Origin of the sequence: Bacillus sp. HSf4 (genome assembly GCF_029537375.1) — a bacterium.
Taxonomy (GTDB): Bacteria; Bacillota; Bacilli; order Bacillales; family Bacillaceae; genus Bacillus; species Bacillus sonorensis_A.
On sequence record NZ_CP120679.1, the window covers coordinates 780494 to 804371 of the forward strand.

19 protein-coding genes are annotated in these 23878 nt (G+C 47.5%); 14 read left to right on the forward strand and 5 right to left on the reverse strand.

Annotation, left to right across the window (positions count from 1 at the left end; all coding sequences use genetic code 11):
* Positions 1-4: 4 nt before the first annotated feature.
* Positions 5-1234, forward strand: a complete 1230-nt coding sequence (locus P3X63_RS03910) for a cytochrome P450 (RefSeq protein WP_077735357.1) — start codon at positions 5-7, stop codon at positions 1232-1234.
* A gap of 26 nt (positions 1235-1260) precedes the next feature.
* Here the strand turns inward: P3X63_RS03910 and P3X63_RS03915 are convergent, their stop codons facing one another.
* Positions 1261-1491, reverse strand: a complete 231-nt coding sequence (locus P3X63_RS03915; RefSeq protein WP_026589682.1) for a YgaP family membrane protein — start codon at positions 1489-1491, stop codon at positions 1261-1263.
* Positions 1492-1616: 125 nt separating this feature from the next.
* Here P3X63_RS03915 and P3X63_RS03920 point away from each other — a divergent pair, with 125 nt between their 5' ends.
* From P3X63_RS03920 to P3X63_RS03950, 7 genes are all read left to right on the forward strand, one after another.
* Entirely contained in the window at positions 1617-3356 is a 1740-nt protein-coding gene (locus P3X63_RS03920; RefSeq protein WP_026589681.1) for an adenine deaminase C-terminal domain-containing protein, read from the forward strand.
* Positions 3357-3384: 28 nt separating this feature from the next.
* Positions 3385-4386, forward strand: coding sequence for a DUF3048 domain-containing protein (locus tag P3X63_RS03925; RefSeq protein WP_026589680.1), 1002 nt, complete (start codon positions 3385-3387; stop codon positions 4384-4386).
* Entirely contained in the window at positions 4373-4684 is a 312-nt protein-coding gene (locus P3X63_RS03930; RefSeq protein WP_026589679.1) for a YerC/YecD family TrpR-related protein, read from the forward strand. Before P3X63_RS03925 ends, P3X63_RS03930 begins: the two co-directional genes overlap by 14 nt.
* 160 nt (positions 4685-4844) lie before the next feature.
* Positions 4845-5531, forward strand: coding sequence for a heptaprenylglyceryl phosphate synthase (pcrB, locus tag P3X63_RS03935; protein WP_077735356.1), 687 nt, complete (start codon positions 4845-4847; stop codon positions 5529-5531).
* 62 nt (positions 5532-5593) lie between these two features.
* Positions 5594-7816 carry a DNA helicase PcrA gene (gene pcrA, locus P3X63_RS03940; protein WP_026589677.1) on the forward strand — a complete coding sequence of 741 codons (2223 nt, stop codon included), beginning with the start codon at positions 5594-5596 and terminating at the stop codon, positions 7814-7816.
* 33 nt (positions 7817-7849) lie between these two features.
* On the forward strand, positions 7850-9853 hold the full coding sequence (gene ligA, locus P3X63_RS03945) for an NAD-dependent DNA ligase LigA (protein ID WP_026589676.1): 2004 nt from the start codon (positions 7850-7852) through the stop codon (positions 9851-9853).
* Positions 9854-9868: 15 nt separating this feature from the next.
* Positions 9869-11059, forward strand: a complete 1191-nt coding sequence (locus tag P3X63_RS03950) for a CamS family sex pheromone protein (RefSeq protein WP_026589675.1) — start codon at positions 9869-9871, stop codon at positions 11057-11059.
* Positions 11060-11097: 38 nt separating this feature from the next.
* Here the strand turns inward: P3X63_RS03950 and P3X63_RS03955 are convergent, their stop codons facing one another.
* Entirely contained in the window at positions 11098-11790 is a 693-nt protein-coding gene (locus P3X63_RS03955) for an MgtC/SapB family protein (protein WP_026589674.1), read from the reverse strand.
* A 92-nt stretch (positions 11791-11882) separates the two neighbouring features.
* On the opposite strand from P3X63_RS03955, the gene P3X63_RS03960 reads away from it, so the two are divergent.
* A complete protein-coding gene (locus P3X63_RS03960; RefSeq protein WP_035428791.1) occupies positions 11883-12122 on the forward strand; it encodes a DUF3951 domain-containing protein in 240 nt (79 codons plus the stop codon).
* Here the strand turns inward: P3X63_RS03960 and putP are convergent.
* Positions 12119-13600: a sodium/proline symporter PutP gene (gene putP, locus P3X63_RS03965; RefSeq protein ID WP_026589673.1), complete on the reverse strand. Its 1482-nt coding sequence runs from the start codon at positions 13598-13600 to the stop codon at positions 12119-12121. The genes P3X63_RS03960 and putP overlap by 4 nt on opposite strands.
* Positions 13601-14033: 433 nt before the next feature.
* On the opposite strand from putP, the gene gatC reads away from it, so the two are divergent.
* The 3 genes from gatC to gatB are packed head-to-tail and all read left to right on the forward strand — an operon-like array spanning position 14034 to position 17248.
* Positions 14034-14324: an Asp-tRNA(Asn)/Glu-tRNA(Gln) amidotransferase subunit GatC gene (gene gatC / locus P3X63_RS03970; RefSeq protein WP_003179590.1), complete on the forward strand. Its 291-nt coding sequence runs from the start codon at positions 14034-14036 to the stop codon at positions 14322-14324.
* A gap of 22 nt (positions 14325-14346) precedes the next feature.
* Positions 14347-15804, forward strand: coding sequence for an Asp-tRNA(Asn)/Glu-tRNA(Gln) amidotransferase subunit GatA (gatA, locus tag P3X63_RS03975; protein WP_026589672.1), 1458 nt, complete (start codon positions 14347-14349; stop codon positions 15802-15804).
* 13 nt (positions 15805-15817) lie between these two features.
* Positions 15818-17248, forward strand: coding sequence for an Asp-tRNA(Asn)/Glu-tRNA(Gln) amidotransferase subunit GatB (gene gatB, locus P3X63_RS03980; RefSeq protein WP_077735353.1), 1431 nt, complete (start codon positions 15818-15820; stop codon positions 17246-17248).
* A 38-nt stretch (positions 17249-17286) separates the two neighbouring features.
* Here the strand turns inward: gatB and P3X63_RS03985 are convergent, their stop codons facing one another.
* Positions 17287-18372, reverse strand: coding sequence for a glycoside hydrolase family 26 protein (locus tag P3X63_RS03985; RefSeq protein ID WP_026589670.1), 1086 nt, complete (start codon positions 18370-18372; stop codon positions 17287-17289).
* Positions 18373-18606: 234 nt separating this feature from the next.
* On the opposite strand from P3X63_RS03985, the gene P3X63_RS03990 reads away from it, so the two are divergent.
* Positions 18607-19653, forward strand: a complete 1047-nt coding sequence (locus P3X63_RS03990; RefSeq protein ID WP_277692482.1) for a 2,3-butanediol dehydrogenase — start codon at positions 18607-18609, stop codon at positions 19651-19653.
* A gap of 51 nt (positions 19654-19704) precedes the next feature.
* Here the strand turns inward: P3X63_RS03990 and P3X63_RS03995 are convergent, their stop codons facing one another.
* Entirely contained in the window at positions 19705-20553 is an 849-nt protein-coding gene (locus P3X63_RS03995; protein ID WP_026589668.1) for a TetR/AcrR family transcriptional regulator, read from the reverse strand.
* Between the two features lie 147 nt (positions 20554-20700).
* Between P3X63_RS03995 and P3X63_RS04000 the strand changes: the two genes are divergently transcribed.
* Positions 20701-23835, forward strand: a complete 3135-nt coding sequence (locus P3X63_RS04000; protein ID WP_277692483.1) for an efflux RND transporter permease subunit — start codon at positions 20701-20703, stop codon at positions 23833-23835.
* Positions 23836-23878 lie beyond the last annotated feature (43 nt).

Genomic DNA, 23878 nt, shown 5'->3' on the forward strand with positions numbered 1-23878 from the left:
GCGAGTGAAACAAGCAAAACAGCAGAACCCCATTCAAAAAGCGCTGCTTAACGGAAAGAACAGCCAGGACCCGTATGATCCGTTTCCATGGTATGAAAGCATTCGCAAGGAATCGCCTGTACACTATGATGAAGACAGCGAAGTGTGGAGCGTGTTTTTGTATGAGGATGTCAAAAAGGTGATCAGTGACAAAGACTTCTTTTCCAATCAATTTCCCCACACTGAAGGTACCAATACATTTGCCAAAACAATGGTCAGCATGGACCCGCCAAAACATACCCGGATCAGGTCGATCGTCAACAAGGCTTTTACCCCGCGCGTCATGAAAGCTTGGGAGCCGCGGATTCAGGAGCTGACGGATGAACTGCTGAAAGAGACTCGCGGACGGGAAGAAATCGATCTTGTGCAGGATTTTTCTTACCCCTTGCCCGTCATCGTCATTTCTGAAATGCTGGGCGTTCCTGCTCAGTATAAGGAGAAATTCAAGGAATGGTCCGATTTGTTGGTCAGTTTGCCAAAGAGTGATCATCAGGAAGACGTGCTGGCGTGGATAAATGCGAGAGATCAAGGAGAAAAAGAGCTGAGTGCGTTTTTTGAAGACATCATTCAAGAGAAAAGACAGAATCTAGGAGACGATATCATTTCGCTCTTAATTCAAGCTGAACAAGAAGGGGAAAAGCTTTCGCCAGATGAACTTGTGCCGTTTTGCAATCTGCTTTTGCTGGCCGGCAATGAGACGACGACGAATTTGATTTCAAATGCGGTATACAGCATTCTTGAAAAGCCGGGTACATACGATGCGCTGGGCAATGAACCCGATCTGATTCCGCAGGCTGTCGAGGAAGCTGTCCGCTTTCGCGCTCCCGCCCCGATGATCGTCCGCTATGTCAAGCAGGATATTGAGATCAGGGGGACACGGTTGAAAAAGGGAGAAGGTGTCATCGCTTTTCTTGCTTCAGCCAACCGGGATGAATCCAAATTTGCAAGGGCGCACGAATTTGATATTCACCGCCATCCGAACCCGCACATCGGATTTGGCCACGGGATTCACTTCTGCCTCGGCGCCCCGCTGGCACGGCTGGAAGCCAAAATCGCGCTGACGGCGCTTTTGAAACAATATGCTTCAATGGAAAAGCTCTCGATTACACCGATGGCAAACACCAGCATGTACGGTCTGAAACATTTCCGCCTCCGCGTGAAGCCCGCCGGAGAATCGGCGCCTTTTCAATCATGAAAAAAGCACCCTAACCGGGTGCTTTTTTACGGCTGTTCGCCAGTCTGTCCCTGTTGCTTCATATAAGTTTGGCAAACATATGTCATGGGACAAAATCGTAAAATGCCGGAAGCGGCTTTCAGCGCGCCCATAAACATGCAGAAAAGCGTCATTCTGCACCACGGTTTTCTCGTAAACTTTGCCGCTGCCGCCGACAGGATCGTCAGTCCGCAGGCGATGCGAAATACGGCGTCAAACAGTCCGATGTTTTGCTTCATGATCAATTCCTCCGATTAAAATAATTAAATAAAGTGTTTATTCGAAAAATTGTAACGTGTTGGTAATGCGTGACTATAGTAAATGTGTTAACATAGGATCATTACATGTAAAGGAGAGTATGTGAATGTTCGAACGCACCTTAATTTGGAAAAACAAGCACATCAGATCGCAAGTTGATGTTGTAAGTTCAAGGCTGCTCCCAACGCTCCTTTTACGAAATGCATCCGTACTGAACCCGTTTTTAAAGCAATGGATCAAAGCAAACGTATGGATTCATCATGACAGAATCGTCTATGTCGGCCGAGATTTGCCTAAATCGGCTGTTAAAACTACAATAGATTGTGAAGGAAAATACATTGTACCCGGGTATATTGAGCCTCATGTGCATCCTTTTCAAATTTATAATCCCCAAACATTGGCTGAATATGTGTCACAGTTTGGCACGACGACATTCGTGAATGACAACTTATTTCTGCTTTTGCATTGCGGAAAAAAGAAAGCGTTTTCTATATTGGAGGAACTGAAAAAACAGCCTGTCCACTACTACTGGTGGTCAAGGTATGACCTGCAGACCGAAGTCTTGAATGAAGATCAAATCTTATCGATCGATTACCGAAAACATTGGGGAGAACATCCGGATGTGATACAGGGAGGAGAAATGACAAGCTGGCCGCGCCTTTTGGACGGCGATGATCTGATCCTGCATTGCATGCAGTGCACGAAAAGAAGGCGGAAGCGAATTGAAGGCCATTTTCCGGGCGCATCGGAAAAAACATTAACAAAAATGAAGCTTTTCGGCGCTGACGCCGATCATGAAGCCATGACGGGAAAGGAAGTGCTCAAGCGGCTTGAGCTTGGGTATCATGTGGGGCTGAGGAATTCTTCCATCAGGCCTGACCTGCGAAAGATTTTGCGCGAGCTTCATGAAGAAGGCTTTCGCCATTATGACCATTTGTTTTATACGACGGACGGCGCCACACCGAACTTTTATAAGGAAGGCATGACGAACAAGCTGATCGAAATTGCCATTGATGAAGGAGTGCCGTTGATTGACGCTTATAATATGGCCTCATTTAACATCGCCAAATATTATCATATGGAAGACATTCTCGGCGTTGTCGCACCGGGAAGATACGCGACACTCAACATTTTGGAGAGTCCTGAAAAACCCGATCCCGTGACGGTTCTTGCGAAGGGGCGAATCTTGAAGGCGGACGGCATTGATATGAAGGCGTTTACAGAGCCGGATTGGCAAAAAGGGGGTCTTGTCCCTCTCAACCTTTCATATGATCTAACGATGGATGATTTGCAGTTTTCGATGCCGCTCGGCTTGAAAATGAGGAATTCGGTCATTATGGAACCTTATACAATTGAGATTGACAATTCCGTCAATCAGCTCTCTTTTGACCATGATGAAAGCTATCTTTCCATGTTTGACAAAAACGGAAAATGGCGGGTCAATACGATGCTGAAAGGATTCGCGACCCGGGTTCAAGGGTTTGTCAGCTCATACTCAACAACGGGGGACATTGTGGCAATCGGCAAAAACAAGGAAGACATGCTGCTTGCCTTTAAACGGATGAAAGAAATCGGAGGGGGAATCGTCTTAGCCGAAAACGGAAAAATACTGCACGAGATTCCTCTGCATTTAAGCGGCGGCGCATCAAATGAGACGTATGAGAAGGTGCTTGAAAGGGAAGAAACATTAAAAGAACTTCTTTTCGAAAGAGGCTATACATTCAGCGATCCTGTCTACACGCTTCTTTTTCTGCAAAGCACGCATCTCCCTTACATCAGAGTGACGCCGAAAGGGATCTTTGATGTCATGAAAAAAACTGTACTCTTTCCATCGATAATGCGTTAAAATATAAAAGAGCGGGAGCTATTTGATGATCAATCGATATGTAAGAGTGCTGCTGTGTTTTGCCTGTGTATGTTTGCTTGCATCATGCCAGCAGCAGAATAAGCAGGAGTCTGGAGAGAAACGATATCCGCTTTCGGGAATGAAAACGGACGGGGACATCCAAAAGCGGCCGATTGCTGTCGTGGTCAATAATCATTCGAAAGCAAGGCCGCAGTCCGGTTTAAGCAAAGCCGACATTGTGATTGAGGCGCTCGCTGAAGGACGGATTACCAGGTTTCTGGCGATTTTCCAGAGTGAAATGCCTGAAGCGGTCGGTCCTGTCAGAAGCGCGCGGGAGTATTTCATTGATTTGGCTCTCGGCTTTGACGCCGTATTTGTGCACCACGGCTGGAGTCCTGGTGCGAAAAGCCGGCTTGAAAGCGGTGAAGCCGATTATGTCAATGGAATGGATTATGACGGCAGTCTGTTTTGGAGAGCGGATTTTCGACAAGCGCCGCATAATTCGTACACGTCATTCGAAAACATCAAACAAGCAGCTGAAGAAAAAGGATATGCCCTAAAAGCCCGCACAGATTCGCTTCCTTTTACAGAAAGCCGCAAAAAGCCTTCAAAGCCGCTTTATTCCATCCGGTTGGATTATGGAACAACATCTGTTGCAAACCGTGTGGAATACGGTTATGATCAGAAGGCTGACGGCTATGTGAGAACGTCAAACGGCGCTGTCACAACAGATCTTGAAACAGACAAACCGGTTATTCTTCAAAACATTCTAATAGCGGAAGCCGAACATCATCAAAAGGATGCGTACGGGAGAAGGGAAATCGACCTCATGTCCGGCGGAAAAGGGCTGCTTTTGCAAAACGGGGAAGTCCGTCAGATCAACTGGAAAAACGAAAACGGCCGAATCATCCCTGTTGATGACGGAAAAACCGTTCCATTCGTGCCGGGTAAAACATGGATCAATATCATTCCCGATCTCAGCAAGGTTTCTATTAGTAAAGGAGAAGGTGTTAACGATGCAGATCGATAAATTGCGCGGGAGAGAGCTGGACCAGCTTTTTCAATCCATTCTGTCATTAAAAGATCTCGAAGAATGCTATCGCTTTTTCGATGATTTGTGCACGATAAATGAAATTCAGTCACTGGCTCAGCGGCTCGAAGTGGCCAGGATGCTTCGCGACGGCAACACGTATCACAAAATTGAGACGGAAACCGGAGCGAGCACGGCGACCATTTCCCGGGTGAAGCGCTGCCTGAACTACGGAAACGACGCTTATATCATGGCCCTGGACCGTGTAAAAGAAAAAGAATCTGAATCATCTTCGTGATGTACACTTGGACCGCCTGGCTTGGCGGTCTTTTCATGTCCGTCAACTTTTGCCTCCGTTGTATGATTCCTCCTTCATCTTTCTGCACGATCCGTTTTTCCAAAGAGAATGAATTTGTTATAATATTTAAATGGTAAGAACGATTGGAGGAGCTTTTTTCATGTACGATATTACCGAGTGGAAGCACGTCTTTAAACTCGATCCCGATAAAGAGATAACGGATGATCAGCTTGAACAGCTGTGTGAATCCGGCACAGATGCGATTTTGATCGGCGGAAGCGACAATGTCACAGAGGACAATGTCCTGCGGCTGATGTCAAAGGTTCGCCGTTTTTTAGTCCCATGCATCCTTGAGGTGTCAACGATTGGCGCGATCGTTCCGGGATTTGACCTGTATTTTATCCCGACGGTGCTGAACAGCAGGGACCGCGACTGGATTGTCGGTTTACATAAAGAGGCGATGAAAGAGTACGGCGAACTGATGTCGCCTGAAGAAATCGTTGTTGAAGGTTACTGTATTTTGAATCAAGACTGCAAGGCGGCCGCTTTGACAAATGCTGATGCTTCGCTTGATCTTGAAGACATTAAAGCATACGCGCGAATGGCTGAGCATCTTTTCCGGCTGCCCGTCTTTTACATGGAATACAGCGGCATGCTTGGAGACGCCGAGGCGGTTAAAGAAGCAAAGTCTGTGCTGCAACGTACGACATTGTTTTACGGCGGCGGGATTAAAGATCCGGAAACAGCGGCGAAAATGGCTGAGCATGCCGATGTGATCGTCGTCGGAAACGCGGTTTATGAAAATTTCGGACAAGCGCTGAAAACGGTAAAAGCCGTAAAAGAGTAAGGCGAAACGAATCGGATTGGTTTATAATAGAACATATGTTTTGAATAGGCGGTGAACGGATTTTGAATTATATTAGCGACCAATTATTAAATGGGTTGAATAAAGTGCAGCAGGAAGCGGTCAGGACAACGGATGGGCCGCTTTTGATCATGGCCGGCGCGGGAAGCGGCAAGACGAGGGTGCTGACACATCGGATCGCCTACCTGATGGCGGAAAAGCGTGTCGCACCTTGGAATATTTTGGCGATTACCTTTACGAACAAAGCGGCCAGAGAAATGAAAGAACGTGTGGAAAGCATTCTTGGGCCGGGAGCCGATGACATTTGGATTTCGACATTCCACAGCATGTGCGTCAGAATTTTGCGGAGAGATATCGACCGGATCGGGATCAACCGAAATTTCTCAATTTTGGACACCTCAGATCAGCTTTCCGTGATTAAAGGTATTTTAAAAGAGAGAAACATCGATCCGAAAAAATTCGACCCGCGGAGCATTCTCGGTTCGATCAGCGGCGCGAAAAACGAATTGATCGAACCGGAGGAATACGAGAAAACGGCGGGCGGCTTCTTTGATCAGGTCGTCAGCGACGTGTATACGGATTATCAGAAAAAGCTGCGGAAAAATCAGTCGCTCGATTTTGACGACTTGATCATGACGACGATCCGTCTGTTCGACCGGGTTCCCGAAGTGCTCGAATACTATCAGCGCAAATTTCAATACATTCATGTCGATGAGTATCAGGATACAAACAGAGCGCAGTACCTGCTCGTCAAAAAGCTGGCGCAGCGCTTCCAAAACATCTGCGTCGTCGGGGATTCGGACCAGTCGATTTACAGATGGCGCGGGGCGGACATCGCCAACATTCTTTCATTTGAAAAAGACTATCCGAACGCAAGCGTCATTCTGCTTGAACAAAACTACAGATCGACGAAGCGGATTTTGCATGCGGCGAATGAAGTGATCCAACACAATTCAAACAGAAAGCCGAAAAACCTTTGGACGGAAAATGATGAAGGTGCGAAAATCTCTTACTTCAGAGGCGACAATGAATTTGGCGAAGGCCAATTTGTCGCGGGCAAAATCAGGGAGCTTGCCGGCTCCGGAAAACGATCCCTTTCAGACATCGCGATTTTGTACCGGACGAACGCCCAGTCCCGTGTGATCGAGGAAACGTTGATGAAAGCGAACATCAACTATAATATTGTCGGCGGCACGAAATTCTACGACAGAAAAGAAATCAAAGACATTCTCGCGTATTTGCGCCTTGTGGCAAATCCTGATGATGATATCAGCTTCGCAAGGATCGTCAATGTGCCGAAGCGCGGCGTCGGTGCGACGTCCGTCGATAAAATCGCGGCGTATGCCGATATGAACGGGATGTCTTTATTTGAAGCGCTCGGCCAGGTTGATTTTATCGGCCTCAGTGCCAGAGCGGCCAACGCGCTTGACGAGTTCAGACAGATGATCGAAAACTTGACGAATATGCAGGAATACTTATCCGTCACAGAGCTGACGGAAGAAATTCTTGAAAAAACCGAATACCGCGAGATGCTGAAAGCGGAAAAATCTCTGGAAGCCCAGAGCCGTCTCGAAAATATCGACGAGTTTTTATCCGTGACGAAAAACTTTGAGCAGCAAAGCGAAGACAAATCGCTCGTCGCCTTTTTGACGGATTTGGCGCTCATCGCCGATATCGACCAGCTTGATCAAAAAGAAGAAGAGTCCGGAAATAAAGACGCCGTCATTTTAATGACGCTCCATGCCGCAAAAGGGCTTGAATTTCCGGTTGTTTTCCTGATGGGTCTTGAAGAAGGGGTCTTCCCGCACAGCCGCTCCCTGATGGAGGAAGCGGAAATGGAAGAGGAGCGCAGGCTCGCCTATGTCGGCATTACGAGGGCTGAGGAAGAGCTCTATTTGACAAACGCGAAAATGCGGACGTTATTCGGCAGAACGAATATGAATCCGGAATCGAGGTTCATCGCGGAAATACCGGAAGAATTATTGGACAATCTAAATGAGAAGAAGAAAGATCTGAAAAGTCCGTTCGCAAGAAGACCTGAGCGGAGGGGACCGGTGAAGAGACCAGCCGCCGCATCCTACAGCAAAACGGGCGGAGACGGCGTCAATTGGGCCGTCGGCGACAAAGCTTCCCATAAAAAGTGGGGTGTCGGAACGGTCGTCAGCGTCAAAGGATCCGGCGAATCGACAGAGCTTGACATTGCCTTTCCGAGCCCGATCGGAGTGAAGCGTCTTCTCGCGGCCTTTGCGCCAATTGAAAAGCAATAATGGCAAAAGACCTGAAATGAAAGGACGAAATCAATGGAAAAAGAAGCAGCGAAACGCCGTGTGGAACAACTGCGTGCACTGATCAACCAATACAACTATGAATATCACACACTTGACGATCCGAGCGTGCCAGACTCCGAATACGACAAGCTGATGAAGGAGCTCATTTCAATAGAAGAGGAGCACCCTGATCTGAAAACGCCCGACTCTCCTTCACAGCGCGTCGGCGGAGCCGTTTTGGACGCTTTTCAAAAAGTGCAGCACAAAACGCCGATGCTGAGCCTCGGCAACGCGTTTAACGACGAAGATCTGCGCGACTTTGACCGCAGGGTGCGCCAGGCGGTCGGAGACGTTGAATATAACGTTGAATTCAAAATTGACGGTCTTGCCGTTTCATTGCGGTATGAAAACGGCGTATTTGTCAGAGGTGCGACAAGGGGCGACGGAACGACCGGCGAGGATATCACAGAGAATTTGAAGACGATCAGAACCATTCCCCTCAAAATGAAGCGCGACCTTTCGATTGAAGTGCGCGGGGAAGCCTACATGCCGAAACGCTCCTTCGAATTGCTGAATGAAGCGCGGCATGAAAGGGGCGAAGAGCCGTTTGCAAACCCGCGCAATGCGGCTGCCGGCTCCTTAAGACAGCTTGATCCGAAAATTGCCGCGAAACGAAATCTTGATATCTTCGTCTACAGTATAGCGGAGCTTGACGAAATGGGTGTCGAAAGGCAGAGCCAGGGGCTCGATTTTCTCGATGAACTCGGCTTTAAAACGAATCACGAACGAAAAAAATGCAGCACGATCGAAGAAGTCATCGAAATCGTTGAAGAGCTGAAGACAAAACGGGCCGACCTCCCGTATGAAATTGACGGGATCGTCATTAAAGTCGATTCCCTTCACCAACAGGATGAGCTCGGCTATACGGCGAAAAGCCCGCGCTGGGCGATCGCCTACAAATTTCCGGCTGAAGAGGTTGTCACAAAGCTGTTGGATATTGAATTGAGCGTCGGCCGCACAGGCGTTGTGACGCCGACGGCGATTCTGGAGCCCGTGAAAGTGGCGGGAACGACGGTCCAAAGAGCTTCCCTTCACAACGAAGATTTAATTAAGGAGAAGGACATCCGGCTTTTGGACAAAGTCGTCATCAAAAAAGCGGGCGACATCATCCCTGAGGTTGTCAATGTCCTTGTTGAACAGCGGACCGGTGAGGAAAAGGAGTTCAATATGCCGGAGGAATGTCCGGAATGCGGAAGCGAACTCGTCCGAATCGAAGGCGAAGTCGCGCTTCGCTGCATCAATCCGGAATGTCCGGCACAGATCAGGGAAGGCCTGATTCATTTCGTTTCCCGCAATGCCATGAATATAGAGGGGCTCGGTGAGCGTGTCATCACCCAGCTGTTCCGTGAGGATTTGGTCCACAATGTCGCAGACCTTTACAAGCTGACAAAGGATCAGCTGATCAAGCTTGAACGGATGGGCGAAAAATCGACCGACAACCTGTTGGCCTCCATCGACAAATCGAAGGAAAATTCATTGGAGCGGCTGCTTTTCGGCCTCGGCATCCGCTTTATCGGCGAGAAAGCGGCGAAAACGCTCGCCATGCATTTCGAAACGCTCGACAGGCTTAAAAAAGCATCAAAAGAAGAATTAATCGAAGTGGAAGAAATCGGCGATAAGATGGCGGACGCCCTCGTCACTTATTTTGAAAAAGAAGAGATTCTGAAGCTGTTGGCTGAGCTGGAAGAGCTCGGCGTCAATACGGTTTACAAAGGCCCGAAAAAAGCGGCCGCCGAAGACAGCGATTCCTATTTTGCCGGAAAAACGATCGTGCTGACCGGTAAGCTCAGCGAGATGTCGCGAAACGACGCGAAAGCGGAAATTGAAGCGCTCGGGGGAAAAATCACAGGCAGTGTAAGCAAAAAAACCGATCTTATCATTGCCGGCGAAGCGGCAGGCAGCAAACTGGCCAAAGCTGAAGAGCTGAACATCGAAGTCTGGGATGAAGCAAGGCTGATCAGTGAGCTAAAGAAATAAGAGGAGTGTGTTCTATTGAAAAAGATATTATGTTTGGCGGCTGCTGCGGGTATGCTGATGCTCTCAGCCTGTGCGCCGAATTTTGGGGGAGAAGAAGAACAGGAGATGGTCCAAAAGACGGAAAAGTCAAAAGAAAAAGCGATCATTCCGAAATACAACATCTCTGATTCTTATTATAAAATGGTTCTTCCTTTTAAAGCCGGAAAAGCCCGGGGATTGACGACAGAGCGGCTGAATACGAGGCTTGACATCGATGAATTTGAAACAGGCATGATGCGCCTCGCACAGAATTCTTTCCCTACGGACGATTACCTTTTTCAGGAAGGTCAATATTTGGATGAAGATACTGTGACAAGCTGGCTGGCACGGAAAAAAACGGGCGATGACCTGAAGAAGGCGCAGAAAGAAGATAAGAATTTTGAAAATCTCGGGCTGAATCCGCCTCTTTCCGGAAGCGGGTCAAAGGAAGAGCAAAACGAGAAAAGCCCGATCTATCTCGCTCATATGCTTGAGCACGATTACCTTGTCCGCAAAGACAAAGACACGATCGAGCTGGGCGGTGTTGTCATCGGTCTGGCGCTCAATTCTGTTTACTATTACCGCGAAAATGTCGGCGATCCGCAAAAAGAAGTGACAATCAGCGATAAAAAATTGAAAACAGAAGGCGAAAAGATCGCGCAGGAAGTCGCAAAACGAATCCGCAACATGGATGATCTGAAGAATATTCCGATGACGATCGTCCTATACAAACAGGCGCCGAAATCATCGATCGTGCCTGGAAACTTTATCGCAAAAACCGAAGTGAAAGCAGGTTCAAGCGAAATCAGCGGCTGGGACAATATCAATGAAGAATACACCTTCTTCCCATCAGATGAAGGGAAGGAAAAGCACCCGGATGACTCAGAGCTTTTTAAACGGTTTAAAAATAAAGTCGATACGTATTTCCCGAACTACACAGGTGTTGTCGGCACAGCCTTGTATAAAGACGGCGAAATGCAGGAGATGAAAATCAATATCCCGATGCAGTTTTACGGGAAAAGCGAAGTCATTGCCTTTACGCAATTTCTGACCGGTGAAGTGATGGATTACTACGGTAAGAGCGGACTGAATGTGGAAATCAACATTACGTCATCTGACGGACAGGAAGCCCTCATCCTCAAAAAGCCGGGAGACAAAGAACCGACCGTTCATATTTATGATTCATAAAAGAAGAAGCAGCTGGATAAGGCTGCTTCTTTTCGCATTTAAAGCGTATCGCATTTAACGCCGACGACACCGTCGATCGCTTTGATGTCGTAATAAACATCAGTGACATACCTCTTCTTATGGACCATGATTTTCGTTTCCATAATCGGGAAGTCTTTTTCCCGCATATCATCGATCCGGACGGAGTGAATCCGGATGTCTTTCGCTTTCATTTCCTTGAGGATATCGGTCATTTTATCCTTATCAGACAGCGACATGCGAATGCGGATTTCTTTTTCCTGGAGACGGTCCGGACCGATTTTCCCGATCAGCCATGGCAAAAACTCGACGCTCACTAATATAAAGATCAGACTGATAAATGCTTCTTTGTAAAAACCGGCGCCAATCGCAACGCCGAGACCTGCCGCACCCCAGATCATCGCAGAGGTGGTCAGGCCGGATATGACATCATTGCTTTTTCTTAAGATGACGCCGGCCCCGATAAAGCCGATGCCGGAAATAATTTGCGCCGGCAGCCGCAACGGGTCCATCATAATCCTGTTTGATTTCGGAAAATGATAGGCTGCATCAATGCTCACCAATGTCAGGACGCATGAGCTGATCGCAATGACAATACAGGTTTTCAAGCCGAGCGGCTTGTTTTTCAATTCCCTTTCAAGACCGATGACCATGCCGATCAATGTCGCTGTTCCCAGCTTCAGGACCGTATCAAGGTCGATATGCCAATCCATGCCTTCGGACCTCCTTTCTCACTGAGCTGATTGATATGATTTTCTCACAGACATGACCGACAGACAACCATTTTTGAAAGGCGGGACTTTGCATGCTGATGTTTTTATCACTCATGTTTCCACTGGCGGTTTCCGTCATCATCTTGGCTGCTGCCTGCAATATGTTGATCCGCAAAAAAACCATTCAAAACCACTATACCCCTTTTGATTATATTGCCGGACAAACCGCAAAAGAATTCCATGAAGAAAAAAAGAGAAGCAAAGCCGGGACGATGATGAAAATAAAAAAGCTGCCAGGACATATATCTGGCAGCTTTTTTGTTGATGATTAAGAATGATTATCCTCGTGCGTCTGTTCCATTTCCTCAAACATGTCAGAAGCGACTTTAGCCGGCTTATTCGTCGTCAGACTGACAACGATAACGGCAAGCAGACTCAGGAAGAATCCAGGGATCATTTCATATACGCCGGTTGCCTCTTGAAGTCCGAAAATAATACAAATCAACACGGTGACAGCCCCTGTAATCATACCCGCTAATGCGCCCCACTGGTTCATTCGTTTCCAGTACAGGCTGAGAAGAATGGCGGGTCCAAAGGCGGATCCAAACCCTGCCCAAGCATAGCCGACGAGATCCAAGATCGTGTCATTTGGGCTTATGGACAGAAGAATGGCGATGACAGCGACCAGGAGAACGCTCAGACGGCCGACAAAGACAAGCTCTTTATCGGTAGCTTTGCGGCGGAAGAACGTTCTGTAAAAGTCTTCCGTCATGGCGCTAGACGTCACCAACAGCTGGGACGATACCGTACTCATGATAGCCGCAAGCAATGCGGAAAGCAGGAATCCTGTAATCAACGGATGGAACAATACCTTTGAAAAGACGATGAAGATCGTTTCAGGATCTTTCAGACTTGCACCCGTCTCATGGATATACGCCACTCCGATCAGTCCGACAAGCAATGCGCCGATGACAGAGATAATCATCCACCCCATCGCAATGCGTCGGGCAGGCTTCAGCTCTTTTACGGATGAAATCGCCATAAAGCGGACGATGATATGCGGTTGCCCGAAGTAGCCGAGTCCCCAGGCAAGGAAGGAAATAATGCTAATGACGGTCGTTCCTTTGAAGAAATCAAGCAAGCTCGGATCGATTTCTTCTATCACATTTAAAGTCGGCGTAACTCCGCCTAATTGAGTAAAGGCAACGATCGGCACGAGCACTAAAGCGATAAACATAATCAAACCTTGCAGAAAGTCCGTCAGACTGACAGCCAAAAATCCTCCAAATAGCGTATAAGCGATCACGACTGCGGCCGTTACAAATAAACCGACTTTGTAATCAAGGCCAAACGCCGTTTCAAACAGCCGTCCTCCAGATACCATACCGGCTGACGTGTACAGTGTGAAAAACACGATGATGACAATGGCCGATGCCAGGCGCAAGATTCTTGTTGTATCATTGAACCGGTTTTCAAAAAAGTCCGGAATTGTTATCGCGTCGTTCGCTACTTCCGTATATGTGCGCAGACGGGGAGCAACGACTAAATAGTTCACATAAGCTCCTATCGTTAAACCAACTGCAAGCCAGGCGCTTGATAGTCCTGATACATACATGGCCCCTGGGAGTCCCATCAGCATCCATCCGCTCATGTCAGAAGCGCCGGCCGATAAAGCCGTAACAGCGGGCCCGAGACCTCTGCCGCCAAGCATATAGTCGTTCAGATTGGATGTTTTTCTGTAGGAATACCAACCGATTAAAAGCATAGTGGCAAAATAAATCCCCAACGAAATAAATATTTCAACACTCACGTTTCATATCTCTCCTCTTTAAAAATAATGTGGCATCACCTCTTTAGAATTTTCGACAATACTGATTTTATGCGTACGAAGAATGATTGCAGAGCCTTCTTTTTAAGGATCAAGTATTGGAATAATTAAGGCGCTGCCAATATGATCGTACTTAGTTAACTAACCTATCAAACTATTGGAAATCAATCAACCGTTATAAGCCCATTATTTTTTGACAAAAGGAAGCAAAGGGCCTGATAAGCACCCTAATGAAAGCGCTTACAATTATTATTAAAAGTAAAAATATTCTGAATATTAGGACAAGATGTCTTGTCCGGGATTTTCGTATACAATGAAAAAGGGCTGAAATCGCGGTTTTGTTGATTTAGCAGGCTGGTATTTGATATGATCAGTATTATATGACTAAACGAGAATCATCATGGAGGTGTTTTTTATGTCACGTATTTCTATAGAAGAAGTAAAACATGTCGCCCATCTTGCCAGACTGGCGATTACGGACGAGGAAGCGGCGATGTTTACTGAACAGCTGGACAGCATTATTTCATTTGCAGAAGAGCTGAATGAAGTCGATACAGAGAATGTTAAACCAACAACGCATGTATTGCAAATGAAGAATATCATGAGGGAAGACGTTCCTGATAAAGGCCTTCCGGTTGAAGATGTCGTCAAAAACGCGCCTGATCATAAAGACGGCTATATCCGCGTGCCGTCAATCTTGGACTAAATAAAGGAGGGAGCGAGAGAACATGTCATTGTTTGACCATAAAATATCTGAATTAAAACGTCTCATACATAATAAAGAGATCAGCATATCAGATTTAGTCGATGAATCTTACAAACGGATTCAGGAAGTTGACGGAAAGGTACAGGCCTTTTTGCAGCTTGATGAAGAAAAAGCCCGCGCCTACGCCAAAGAATTGGACGAAGCGCTTGAGACACGGGGCGAGCACGGCCTTCTTTTCGGGATGCCGATCGGAATCAAGGATAATATCGTCACAAAGGATCTGCGCACTACCTGTGCCAGCAAAATCCTCGACAATTTCGACCCGATCTATGATGCAACGGTTGTCGAGCGGCTTCATGAAGCTGAAGCGGTTACCATCGGAAAGCTGAACATGGACGAGTTTGCCATGGGATCTTCCACAGAGAATTCAGGCTTCCAAAAAACGAAAAACCCGTGGAATCTTGAAACCGTTCCAGGCGGATCAAGCGGGGGCTCCGCAGCTGCGGTGGCGGCGGGAGAAGTCCCGTTTTCACTCGGATCTGACACGGGCGGATCGATCCGGCAGCCGGCTTCTTTCTGCGGCGTCGTCGGCTTAAAGCCAACATACGGCCGCGTGTCCAGATATGGTCTTGTCGCATTTGCGTCTTCATTGGATCAAATCGGTCCGATCACAAGAAATGTCGAGGACAACGCTTACTTGCTCCAAGCGATTTCCGGCGTCGACAAAATGGATTCGACAAGCGCGAATGTCGACGTGCCTGACTATTTGTCAGCATTAACGGGCGATATTAAAGGACTGAAAATCGCGGTACCGAAAGAATACCTCGGCGAAGGCGTCGGTGAAGAAGCGAGAAATTCCGTGCTTGAAGCGCTGAAAGTGCTCGAAGGCCTTGGCGCGACATGGGAAGAGGTGTCGTTGCCGCACAGCAAATACGCGCTGGCGACCTATTACCTGCTTTCTTCATCTGAAGCTTCGGCAAACCTGGCGCGCTTCGACGGCATCCGCTACGGCTACCGCACGGACAATGCCGACAACCTGATCGACCTATACAAACAGACGCGTTCCGAAGGCTTTGGAAACGAAGTCAAACGCCGCATCATGCTCGGTACATTCGCGCTGAGCTCCGGCTATTACGACGCGTACTATAAAAAAGCGCAGAAAGTCAGAACACTGATCAAAAAGGACTTTGAAGACGTATTTGCGAACTATGACGTCATCATCGGACCGACAACGCCGACACCGGCATTTAAAATCGGCGAAAAAACGAGCGATCCGCTGACCATGTACGCCAACGACATCCTGACGATCCCAGTCAACCTTGCGGGCGTTCCGGGAATCAGCGTACCGTGCGGATTTGCGAACGGCTTGCCGCTCGGCCTGCAAATCATCGGCAAACACTTTGATGAAAGCACAGTATACCGCGTCGCCCACGCATTCGAACAGGCGACAGACCATCATAAAGCAAAACCTGAACTGTAAGGGGTGAAAAAACATGAACTTTGAAACGGTAATCGGACTTGAAGTCCACGTGGAGCTCAAAACAAAATCGAAAATTTTCTCCAGTTCTCCAACGCCATTCGGCGCAGCGGCCAACACGCAGACAAGCGTCATTGATCTGGGCTATCCGGGCGTGCTGCCTGTGTTGAACAAAGAAGCCGTCAATTTCGCGATGAAAGCGGCGATGGCGCTCAACTGCGAAATTGCGACAGAAACGAAATTCGACCGGAAAAACTATTTCTACCCCGACAACCCGAAAGCTTATCAAATTTCACAATTTGATAAACCGATCGGCGAAAACGGCTGGATCGAAATCGAAGTCGGCGGAAAAACGAAGCGCATCGGCATCACCCGCCTTCATTTGGAAGAGGATGCGGGAAAACTGACACATACAGGTGACGGCTACTCCCTTGTCGACTATAACCGCCAGGGAACACCGCTCGTTGAAATCGTCTCCGAGCCCGATATCAGAACGCCTGAAGAAGCTTACGCCTATCTTGAAAAGCTGAAATCGATCATTCAGTATACAGGTGTTTCCGACTGTAAGATGGAGGAAGGATCGCTCCGCTGCGACGCCAACATCTCGCTCCGTCCGATCGGCCAAGAGGAGTTCGGGACAAAGACAGAGCTGAAAAACCTGAACTCATTCGCCTTTGTTCAAAAAGGACTTGAGCACGAAGAGAAACGCCAGGCGCAGGTTCTGTTGTCAGGCGGTGTCATCCAGCAGGAGACGCGCCGCTATGATGAAGCGTCCAAAACGACGATTTTGATGAGGGTCAAAGAGGGATCTGACGACTACCGCTACTTCCCTGAGCCTGATCTTGTCGAGCTTTACATTGACGACGAGTGGAAGCAGCGCGTGAAAGACAGCATTCCTGAGCTTCCGGACGAGCGCCGCAAGCGCTACATCGAAGCGCTTGGCCTGCCTGCCTATGACGCGAAAGTGCTGACTTTGACAAAGGAAATGTCCGACTTCTTCGAAGCGGCCGTCGAAAAAGGAGCAGACGCGAAGCTGGCGTCGAACTGGCTGATGGGTGAAGTATCGGCTTACTTAAACGCCCAGCAAAAAGAGCTTGCCGATGTCGCGCTCACACCTGAAGGTCTTGCCGGATTGATCAAGCTGATCGAAAAAGGAACGATTTCATCGAAAATCGCGAAAAAGGTCTTCAAAGAATTGATCGAAAAAGGCGGAGACGCAGAAAAAATCGTCAAAGAAAAAGGCCTTGTGCAAATCTCTGACGAAGCGACACTTCGGAAACTCGTCACTGAAGCGCTCGACAACAATCCGCAGTCGATCGAAGACTTTAAAAACGGTAAAGACCGCGCGATCGGCTTCCTAGTCGGCCAAATCATGAAAGCCTCAAAAGGCCAGGCGAACCCGCCGATGGTCAACAAGCTGCTTCTTGAAGAAATCAACAAACGATAAAAAAAAACCGCATGGAGAGACGCCTCCATGCGGTTTTTTTATTCAACGACAGGCGTTAATGAATCGCCGTCCCATACTTCTCCTTTATTCAGCGTCCAGCTGTTGTTGTAAAGGCTTGATGCGCCCTTGTTTGCGGCAGGGCTCCAGCCGTCATTCCAGGCCAAAAAGTAAACGGTTTTCGGATACTTTTGTCTGATTGCATTAATAAATGAAGCGTAATCAAAGCTGCCGTTCGTTTCCTGCGGTCCGACTTCTGTGAAGGCAAACGGCTTATCAAGCGATGTCAGCTCTTCATATCCCTGAATAGAATCGGCGTCGGCAAAGTAAGCATCCAATCCAACAATATCAACATAGGAAGATCCCGGATAAAAATCAGCTTTAAAATCTCTGTTGGCATCAGGCGCATACACCCATATAAGGTTGTCCAATCCTCTTTCATTTGTCATATAGTGATAGATTTTTTGATAAAGCTGTTTGTATAAAGCGATCCTCTCACTGTCTTTTTGATTATATTCTGTCAGCCCCCACCAGAACCACTCGCCGTTCATTTCGTGAAGAGGTCTGAAAAGGACGGGCACACCTTCATTTTTCAGTTCTTCAAGACCATCTGCGATCTTCTCCAACATGGCATCAAGACGCTTTCCTTCGGCCGTTGATGAATCTAATATGTGTTGATACTGGCTGTTGGAAATCTGTGTTTTGTAGTGGCCTGAAGTAAACGCCGGGTTTGCCAGATGCATGCTGATTTGAGGGATGCCGCCGCTTTTCCAGTATGAAATCAAATCGCTGTTGCAGCTGTGGTCAACGGTATCGGTGATATCTGCCGGCTCAAGCCACCCTCTTGCATAATCACATCCGTAAATCGCAGGCAGCTGCCCCGTTGTATTTTTTAATTGATTGGCTTCAGCCATAGAAAACGTATCAAGACTGTAACCGCCGAATGCACCCGACATCACCCGGTTTTCCGATCTGTTCGGCAGATGTGCGAGCCAGTTCATAGTTGCTTTCGTTGTTGGCTGGGCATTCGGATTCACCGGTGAAACCGTATGAGCGGATGCGGCCGGTGATGCAGCCAATATGAATAATGAAGCGATAACAAAACTGATGATATGTCTTTTCATGATCGTAAACCTCCTGTTTTTTATGAAATTTAACAAAATACACCTTATTTTACTAGAATAAAAATAGATAAACATGAGCCATCGGGATCTGTTTGTTTCTGAAATATGTAAATCACTGTCCTTATATGAGAAAAGACCTGCTGTAGACGAAAGCGTGGTTTTTAGATATATTTGTTGGAATATTAAGAATAGAAGCACAATAAAATGAATCAAAATATTGTATTCAGGAGGCGAAAAATGAAAGCGCTTAGATGGCACAGCGCCGGGGATTTGCGATTGGAACAGATTGAAGAGCCTAAGGCGACGAAAGGGAAGGTGAAAGTGAAAATCAAATGGTGCGGAATTTGCGGGAGCGATCTGCACGAGTATACGGCAGGCCCGATTTTTATTCCGACAGAAACACATCCGCTAAGCGGTGATAAAGCCCCGATTGTGCTGGGGCATGAATTTTCCGGGGAGGTCGTCGAGGTCGGGGAAGGAGTGACAACTGTTCAAGCCGGAGACCGTGTAACGGTCGAACCGATCTACGCCTGCGGCGAATGTGAGGCTTGTCTCAAAGGAAAGTATAACCTTTGCGAACAATTAGGGTTCTTCGGCCTCGCCGGGGGAGGCGGCGGTTTTTCCGAGTATGCAGCCGTACCTGCGGACATGATTCACCAATTGCCGGAAACGGTGTCATTTGAACAAGGCGCTCTTGTTGAGCCGGCAGCTGTTGCCCTTCACGCCGCCCGCCAAAGCAAACTGAAAGTCGGTGACAAAGCGGCCGTTTTTGGGACGGGCCCGATCGGTTTGCTTGTGATTGAAGCATTAAAAGCATCCGGAGCAGCAGACATCTACGCTGTCGAAATTTCAGACATCCGCCGCCAAAAAGCAGCTGAGCTTGGTGCGATCACCATTGATCCAAAACAATGCGATCCGGTTAGTGAAATTCAAAAACGGACAAACGGCGGTGTGGATGTTGCCTTTGAAGTGACAGGCGTGCCGTCGGTTTTAAAACAGGCGATTCATGCGACGAAAATGGAAGGAGAAACAATGGTCGTCAGCATTTTTGAAAAAGAAGCGCCAATTCACCCTCATGACATCGTCATGAAAGAACGGACATTAACCGGAATCATCGGCTACCGCGATGTTTTTCCAGCGGTCATCAGCTTAATGGCTCAAGGGTATTTCCCGGCTGACAAATTGGTAACGAAGCGAATTACGCTTGATAGGGTGATAGAAGAGGGCTTTGAAGGATTATTGAAAGAAAGAGACCAGGTGAAGATCCTAGTTCAAGCTGAATAAATAAGAAAACCAGATTTCATGTTTTTAGAAATCTGGTTTTTATTCGCAGTGTCAACGATCGAAAAAACGGGAGATCATCTGAAATAGATGACCGACGTTTTCCTCTTCCGCCAAGTTTGAAAGCATACCTTGTATCACCGGCTTTCGCGGAGCCTCTCTCTTCAGCTCTTCTTCGATTACATCGAGCGTGATCAAGATATCCTCAGGCAGCTCCGTTTTGCTTTTGATCCTCTCTATTTCCTGCAAAATGGCGTTTTCGTCGAGCGGATTATCGGCGTTTCTGCAAAAACTGTAGGTCTGATCAGCAAGAACCGGCTGCTCTCCGCTTTGAATCATGCCATTGATCATATCGTCAATTCTTCTAATAATAAAGTCTGCAAGATTGTAAAAATCAATATCGACTTCATTGAAGATAAATAAGTTTTGATAGGATTGCACAATTCCTTGAACGATGACCGACAAGTCAGGCAGAAAAGGCTTCACAATATCGCCGTAGGCTGCCAAAAGCGCCTCCTGATACATTTCGTGAAATTTCCTGCCGACCTTTGTGAAATACTCCTCGATTTTGCTGTTTTCGGGTATGCTGTGTTCGCTGATCATCACGAGAATAAAATCCCTGTGCTCCTTGCTCTCCTTGAATTGATAGGCGATCTGCTCTTTGAACGTCTCTCTCGGAGGGAAGTTTTTCTGCTGAATCTTCTTCATATTTTCCATCGTGCGATCGATATAATACTTAATGATTGCAAGCAACAGCGCTTCTTTCGATTTAAAATGCAGATAGAAAGCCCCTTTAGAGATTTCGCATTCATTGGCGATTTCCTGAATCGTCGTGGAAGCAAACCCGTTTTTTGCAAAAAGGTGGAGGCCGGCTTTTATGATTTTTTCTTCTTTTTCTGTCATGAAAGTACCCCTTTAATTAAACATTAAAATTAAATAAACTTTACATGTATAAGTTGACGCTGTTTACTTTTCATGTTTATTATTATATAGAATGACCAGTCAGTCAATGTGTGATAAAGAGAAAGATATATATAAATGGAGGTCGCAATGAATTCTATCATTAATTTTGTGCTAAAGAACAAGTTCGCTGTGTGGCTGATGACGATTATTGTTACGGTTGCCGGCCTTTACGCGGGTTTGAATATGAAGCAAGAATCCATTCCTGATGTAAACATGCCTTACCTGACAATTAGCACGACCTATCCGGGAGCTACCCCAAGCCAAGTGGCTGATGAGGTGACGAAACCGGTTGAACAAGCGGTGCAGAATCTGGACGGTGTCAATGTTGTCACCTCCACCTCTTATGAAAATGCATCATCGGTTATGATCGAGTATGACTATGAGAAGGATATGGACAAAGCGAAAACAGAAGCGGCTGAAGCGCTGGAAAACGCCAAGCTGCCTGATGACGCACAAGATCCGGAAATTTCACGCTACAGCATGAATTCCTTCCCGATTTTGACGCTCAGCGTCTCCAGTGATCAAGACAATCTGCAGGAGCTGACGAAACAAGTGGAAGACAGCCTTGTTCCGAAGCTTGAAGGCGTCGAAGGCGTAGCGTCCGTCCAAGTTTCCGGCCAGCAGGTTGAAGAGGTTGAATTCTCTTTTAAAGAAGACAAAATGAAAGAATACGGCCTTGACGAAGACACGGTCAAGCAGGTGATTCAAGGTTCTGATGTGACAACTCCGCTCGGATTGTACACATTCGGCAATAAGGAAAAATCAGTCGTCGTCAGCGGCGATATTGAAACAATCAAAGATTTGAAAAATATGAGAATCCCGACCGCGTCTGCTTCAGGCGCAAGCGGTGCACAAGCCGCACAAAGCGCGCAGGCGGCCGCACAGGCGCAGCAAAACGCCGCCTCAGGTATACCGACGGTCAAGCTTTCCGAGATTGCCAATATTAAAGATGTCAAAAAAGCGGAGTCGATTTCACGCACAAATGGAAAAGACAGCATCGGCATCAACATCATCAAAGCAAACGACGCCAACACGGTCGAAGTGGCCGACAGTGTAAAAGGTGTAATGAAACAATACAAGGAAGACCATAAAGGCTTTGAATACAGCGCAACATTGGATATGGCCGAACCGATCACAGAGTCGGTCGAAACGATGCTGAGCAAAGCCATTTTCGGAGCGATCTTTGCGGTTGTGATCATACTCTTATTCTTAAGAGATATTAAATCAACAATGATCTCGATCATTTCGATTCCGCTATCATTGCTGATCGGATTGCTTGTGCTGAGCCAGCTTGATATCACGTTGAATATCATGACGCTCGGCGCCATGACAGTCGCGATCGGCCGGGTTGTCGACGACTCCATCGTTGTCATCGAGAACATCTACCGCCGCATGAGGCTCAAAGATGAACCGCTCCGCGGAAAAGCCCTTGTTCGCGAAGCGACGAAAGAAATGTTTTTGCCGATCATGTCATCAACGATCGTAACGATTGCGGTATTCCTGCCGCTCGCACTTGTCGGCGGCCAAATCGGTGAATTGTTTATCCCGTTTGCTTTAACGATCGTATTTGCGCTTGCCGCATCCCTTCTGATTGCGATCACGCTCGTGCCGATGCTTGCGCACAGCCTGTTCAAAAAATCGTTGACGGGTGCACCGGTGAAAGGGAAAGAGCATAAGCCGGGAAGGCTTGCGAATTTCTACAAAAAAGTATTGAATTGGTCCCTAAGCCATAAATGGATAACATCGCTCATCGCGATTCTGATGCTTGTCGGAAGCTTGTTCCTTGTACCGCTGATCGGTGCGAGCTACCTGCCTTCCGAACAGGAAAAAACGGTGCAGATCACTTATACGCCTGAACCGGGGGAAACGAAAAAAGAAGCGGAAGATGAAGCCGCAAAAGCTGAAAAGCTGTTATTGGACCGCAAGCACGTCGATACGGTTCAGTATTCATTAGGTTCAGGAAATCCGCTCATGGGAATGGGAGGAAGTTCAAACAGCGCGCTGTTCTACATCAAATATGAAGAAGATACGCCTGATTTTGATAAAGAAAAGGACAATGTGCTAAACGCGATCAAGAAGAAATCCGACCGCGGCGAATGGAAAGTTCAGGACTTCAGCTCTTCGGGCAGCAACAATGAATTAGCGTATTATGTGTACGGTGATTCAGAAAAAGACATTAAAGGCACTGTCAAAGACATTGAAAAGATCATGAAGGATCAAAAAGATCTGAAAGACGTCGACACAGGCCTTTCCAGCACATATGATGAGTACACATTTGTGGCTGACCAAGAAAAGCTCAGCAAGCTTGGACTGACGGCGTCGCAAATTTCCCAGGCGCTCATGACGCAAACATCACAGTCTCCTTTGACAACCGTGAAAAAGGACGGAAAAGAGCTTGACGTCAACATTAAAACAGAAAAAGACGAGTATAAGAGCGTCAAAGATTTAGAAAACAAAAAGATCACCACAGCGACAGGCCAGGAAGTAAAAATCGGCGATGTTGCCGAGGTGAAAAAAGGTTCGACTTCTGACACCGTTTCAAAACGCGACGGAAAAGTATATGCCGACGTGACGGCGAAAGTTAAGTCAGACAATGTCACAGCGGTATCACAGGCTGTCCAGAAGAAAATCGACAAGCTTGACCTTCCTGACAATGTCACGATCGATACCGGCGGTGTCTCCGCAGATATCGCGGAATCATTTACACAGCTCGGTTTGGCGATGCTGGCCGCGATTGCGATCGTCTACCTCGTGCTCGTGATTACATTCGGCGGTGCGCTCGCGCCATTTGCGATTCTGTTCTCGCTACCGTTTACCGTCATCGGCGCTTTGGTCGGACTTTATGTATCAGGAGAAACGATCAGTCTCAACGCGATGATCGGAATGCTGATGCTGATCGGAATCGTCGTCACAAACGCGATTGTCTTAATCGACCGCGTCATCCATAAGGAAGCGGAAGGACTGTCTACAAGAGAAGCGCTTCTTGAAGCCGGCTCTACAAGACTCCGCCCGATCCTGATGACAGCCATCGCAACCATCGGCGCCTTGCTTCCATTGGCGTTCGGATTCGAAGGCGGCAGCCAGATCATCTCAAAAGGACTCGGCGTTACCGTCATCGGCGGTTTAATCAGCTCCACGCTCCTCACACTTCTGATTGTGCCGATCGTCTATGAAGTATTGGCCAAATTCCGCCGGAAAAAGCCGGGAGTGGAAGAAGAGTAGGATAAAGATGAAAGCCTCAGCGGCAAGCTGAGGCTTTTTTCGT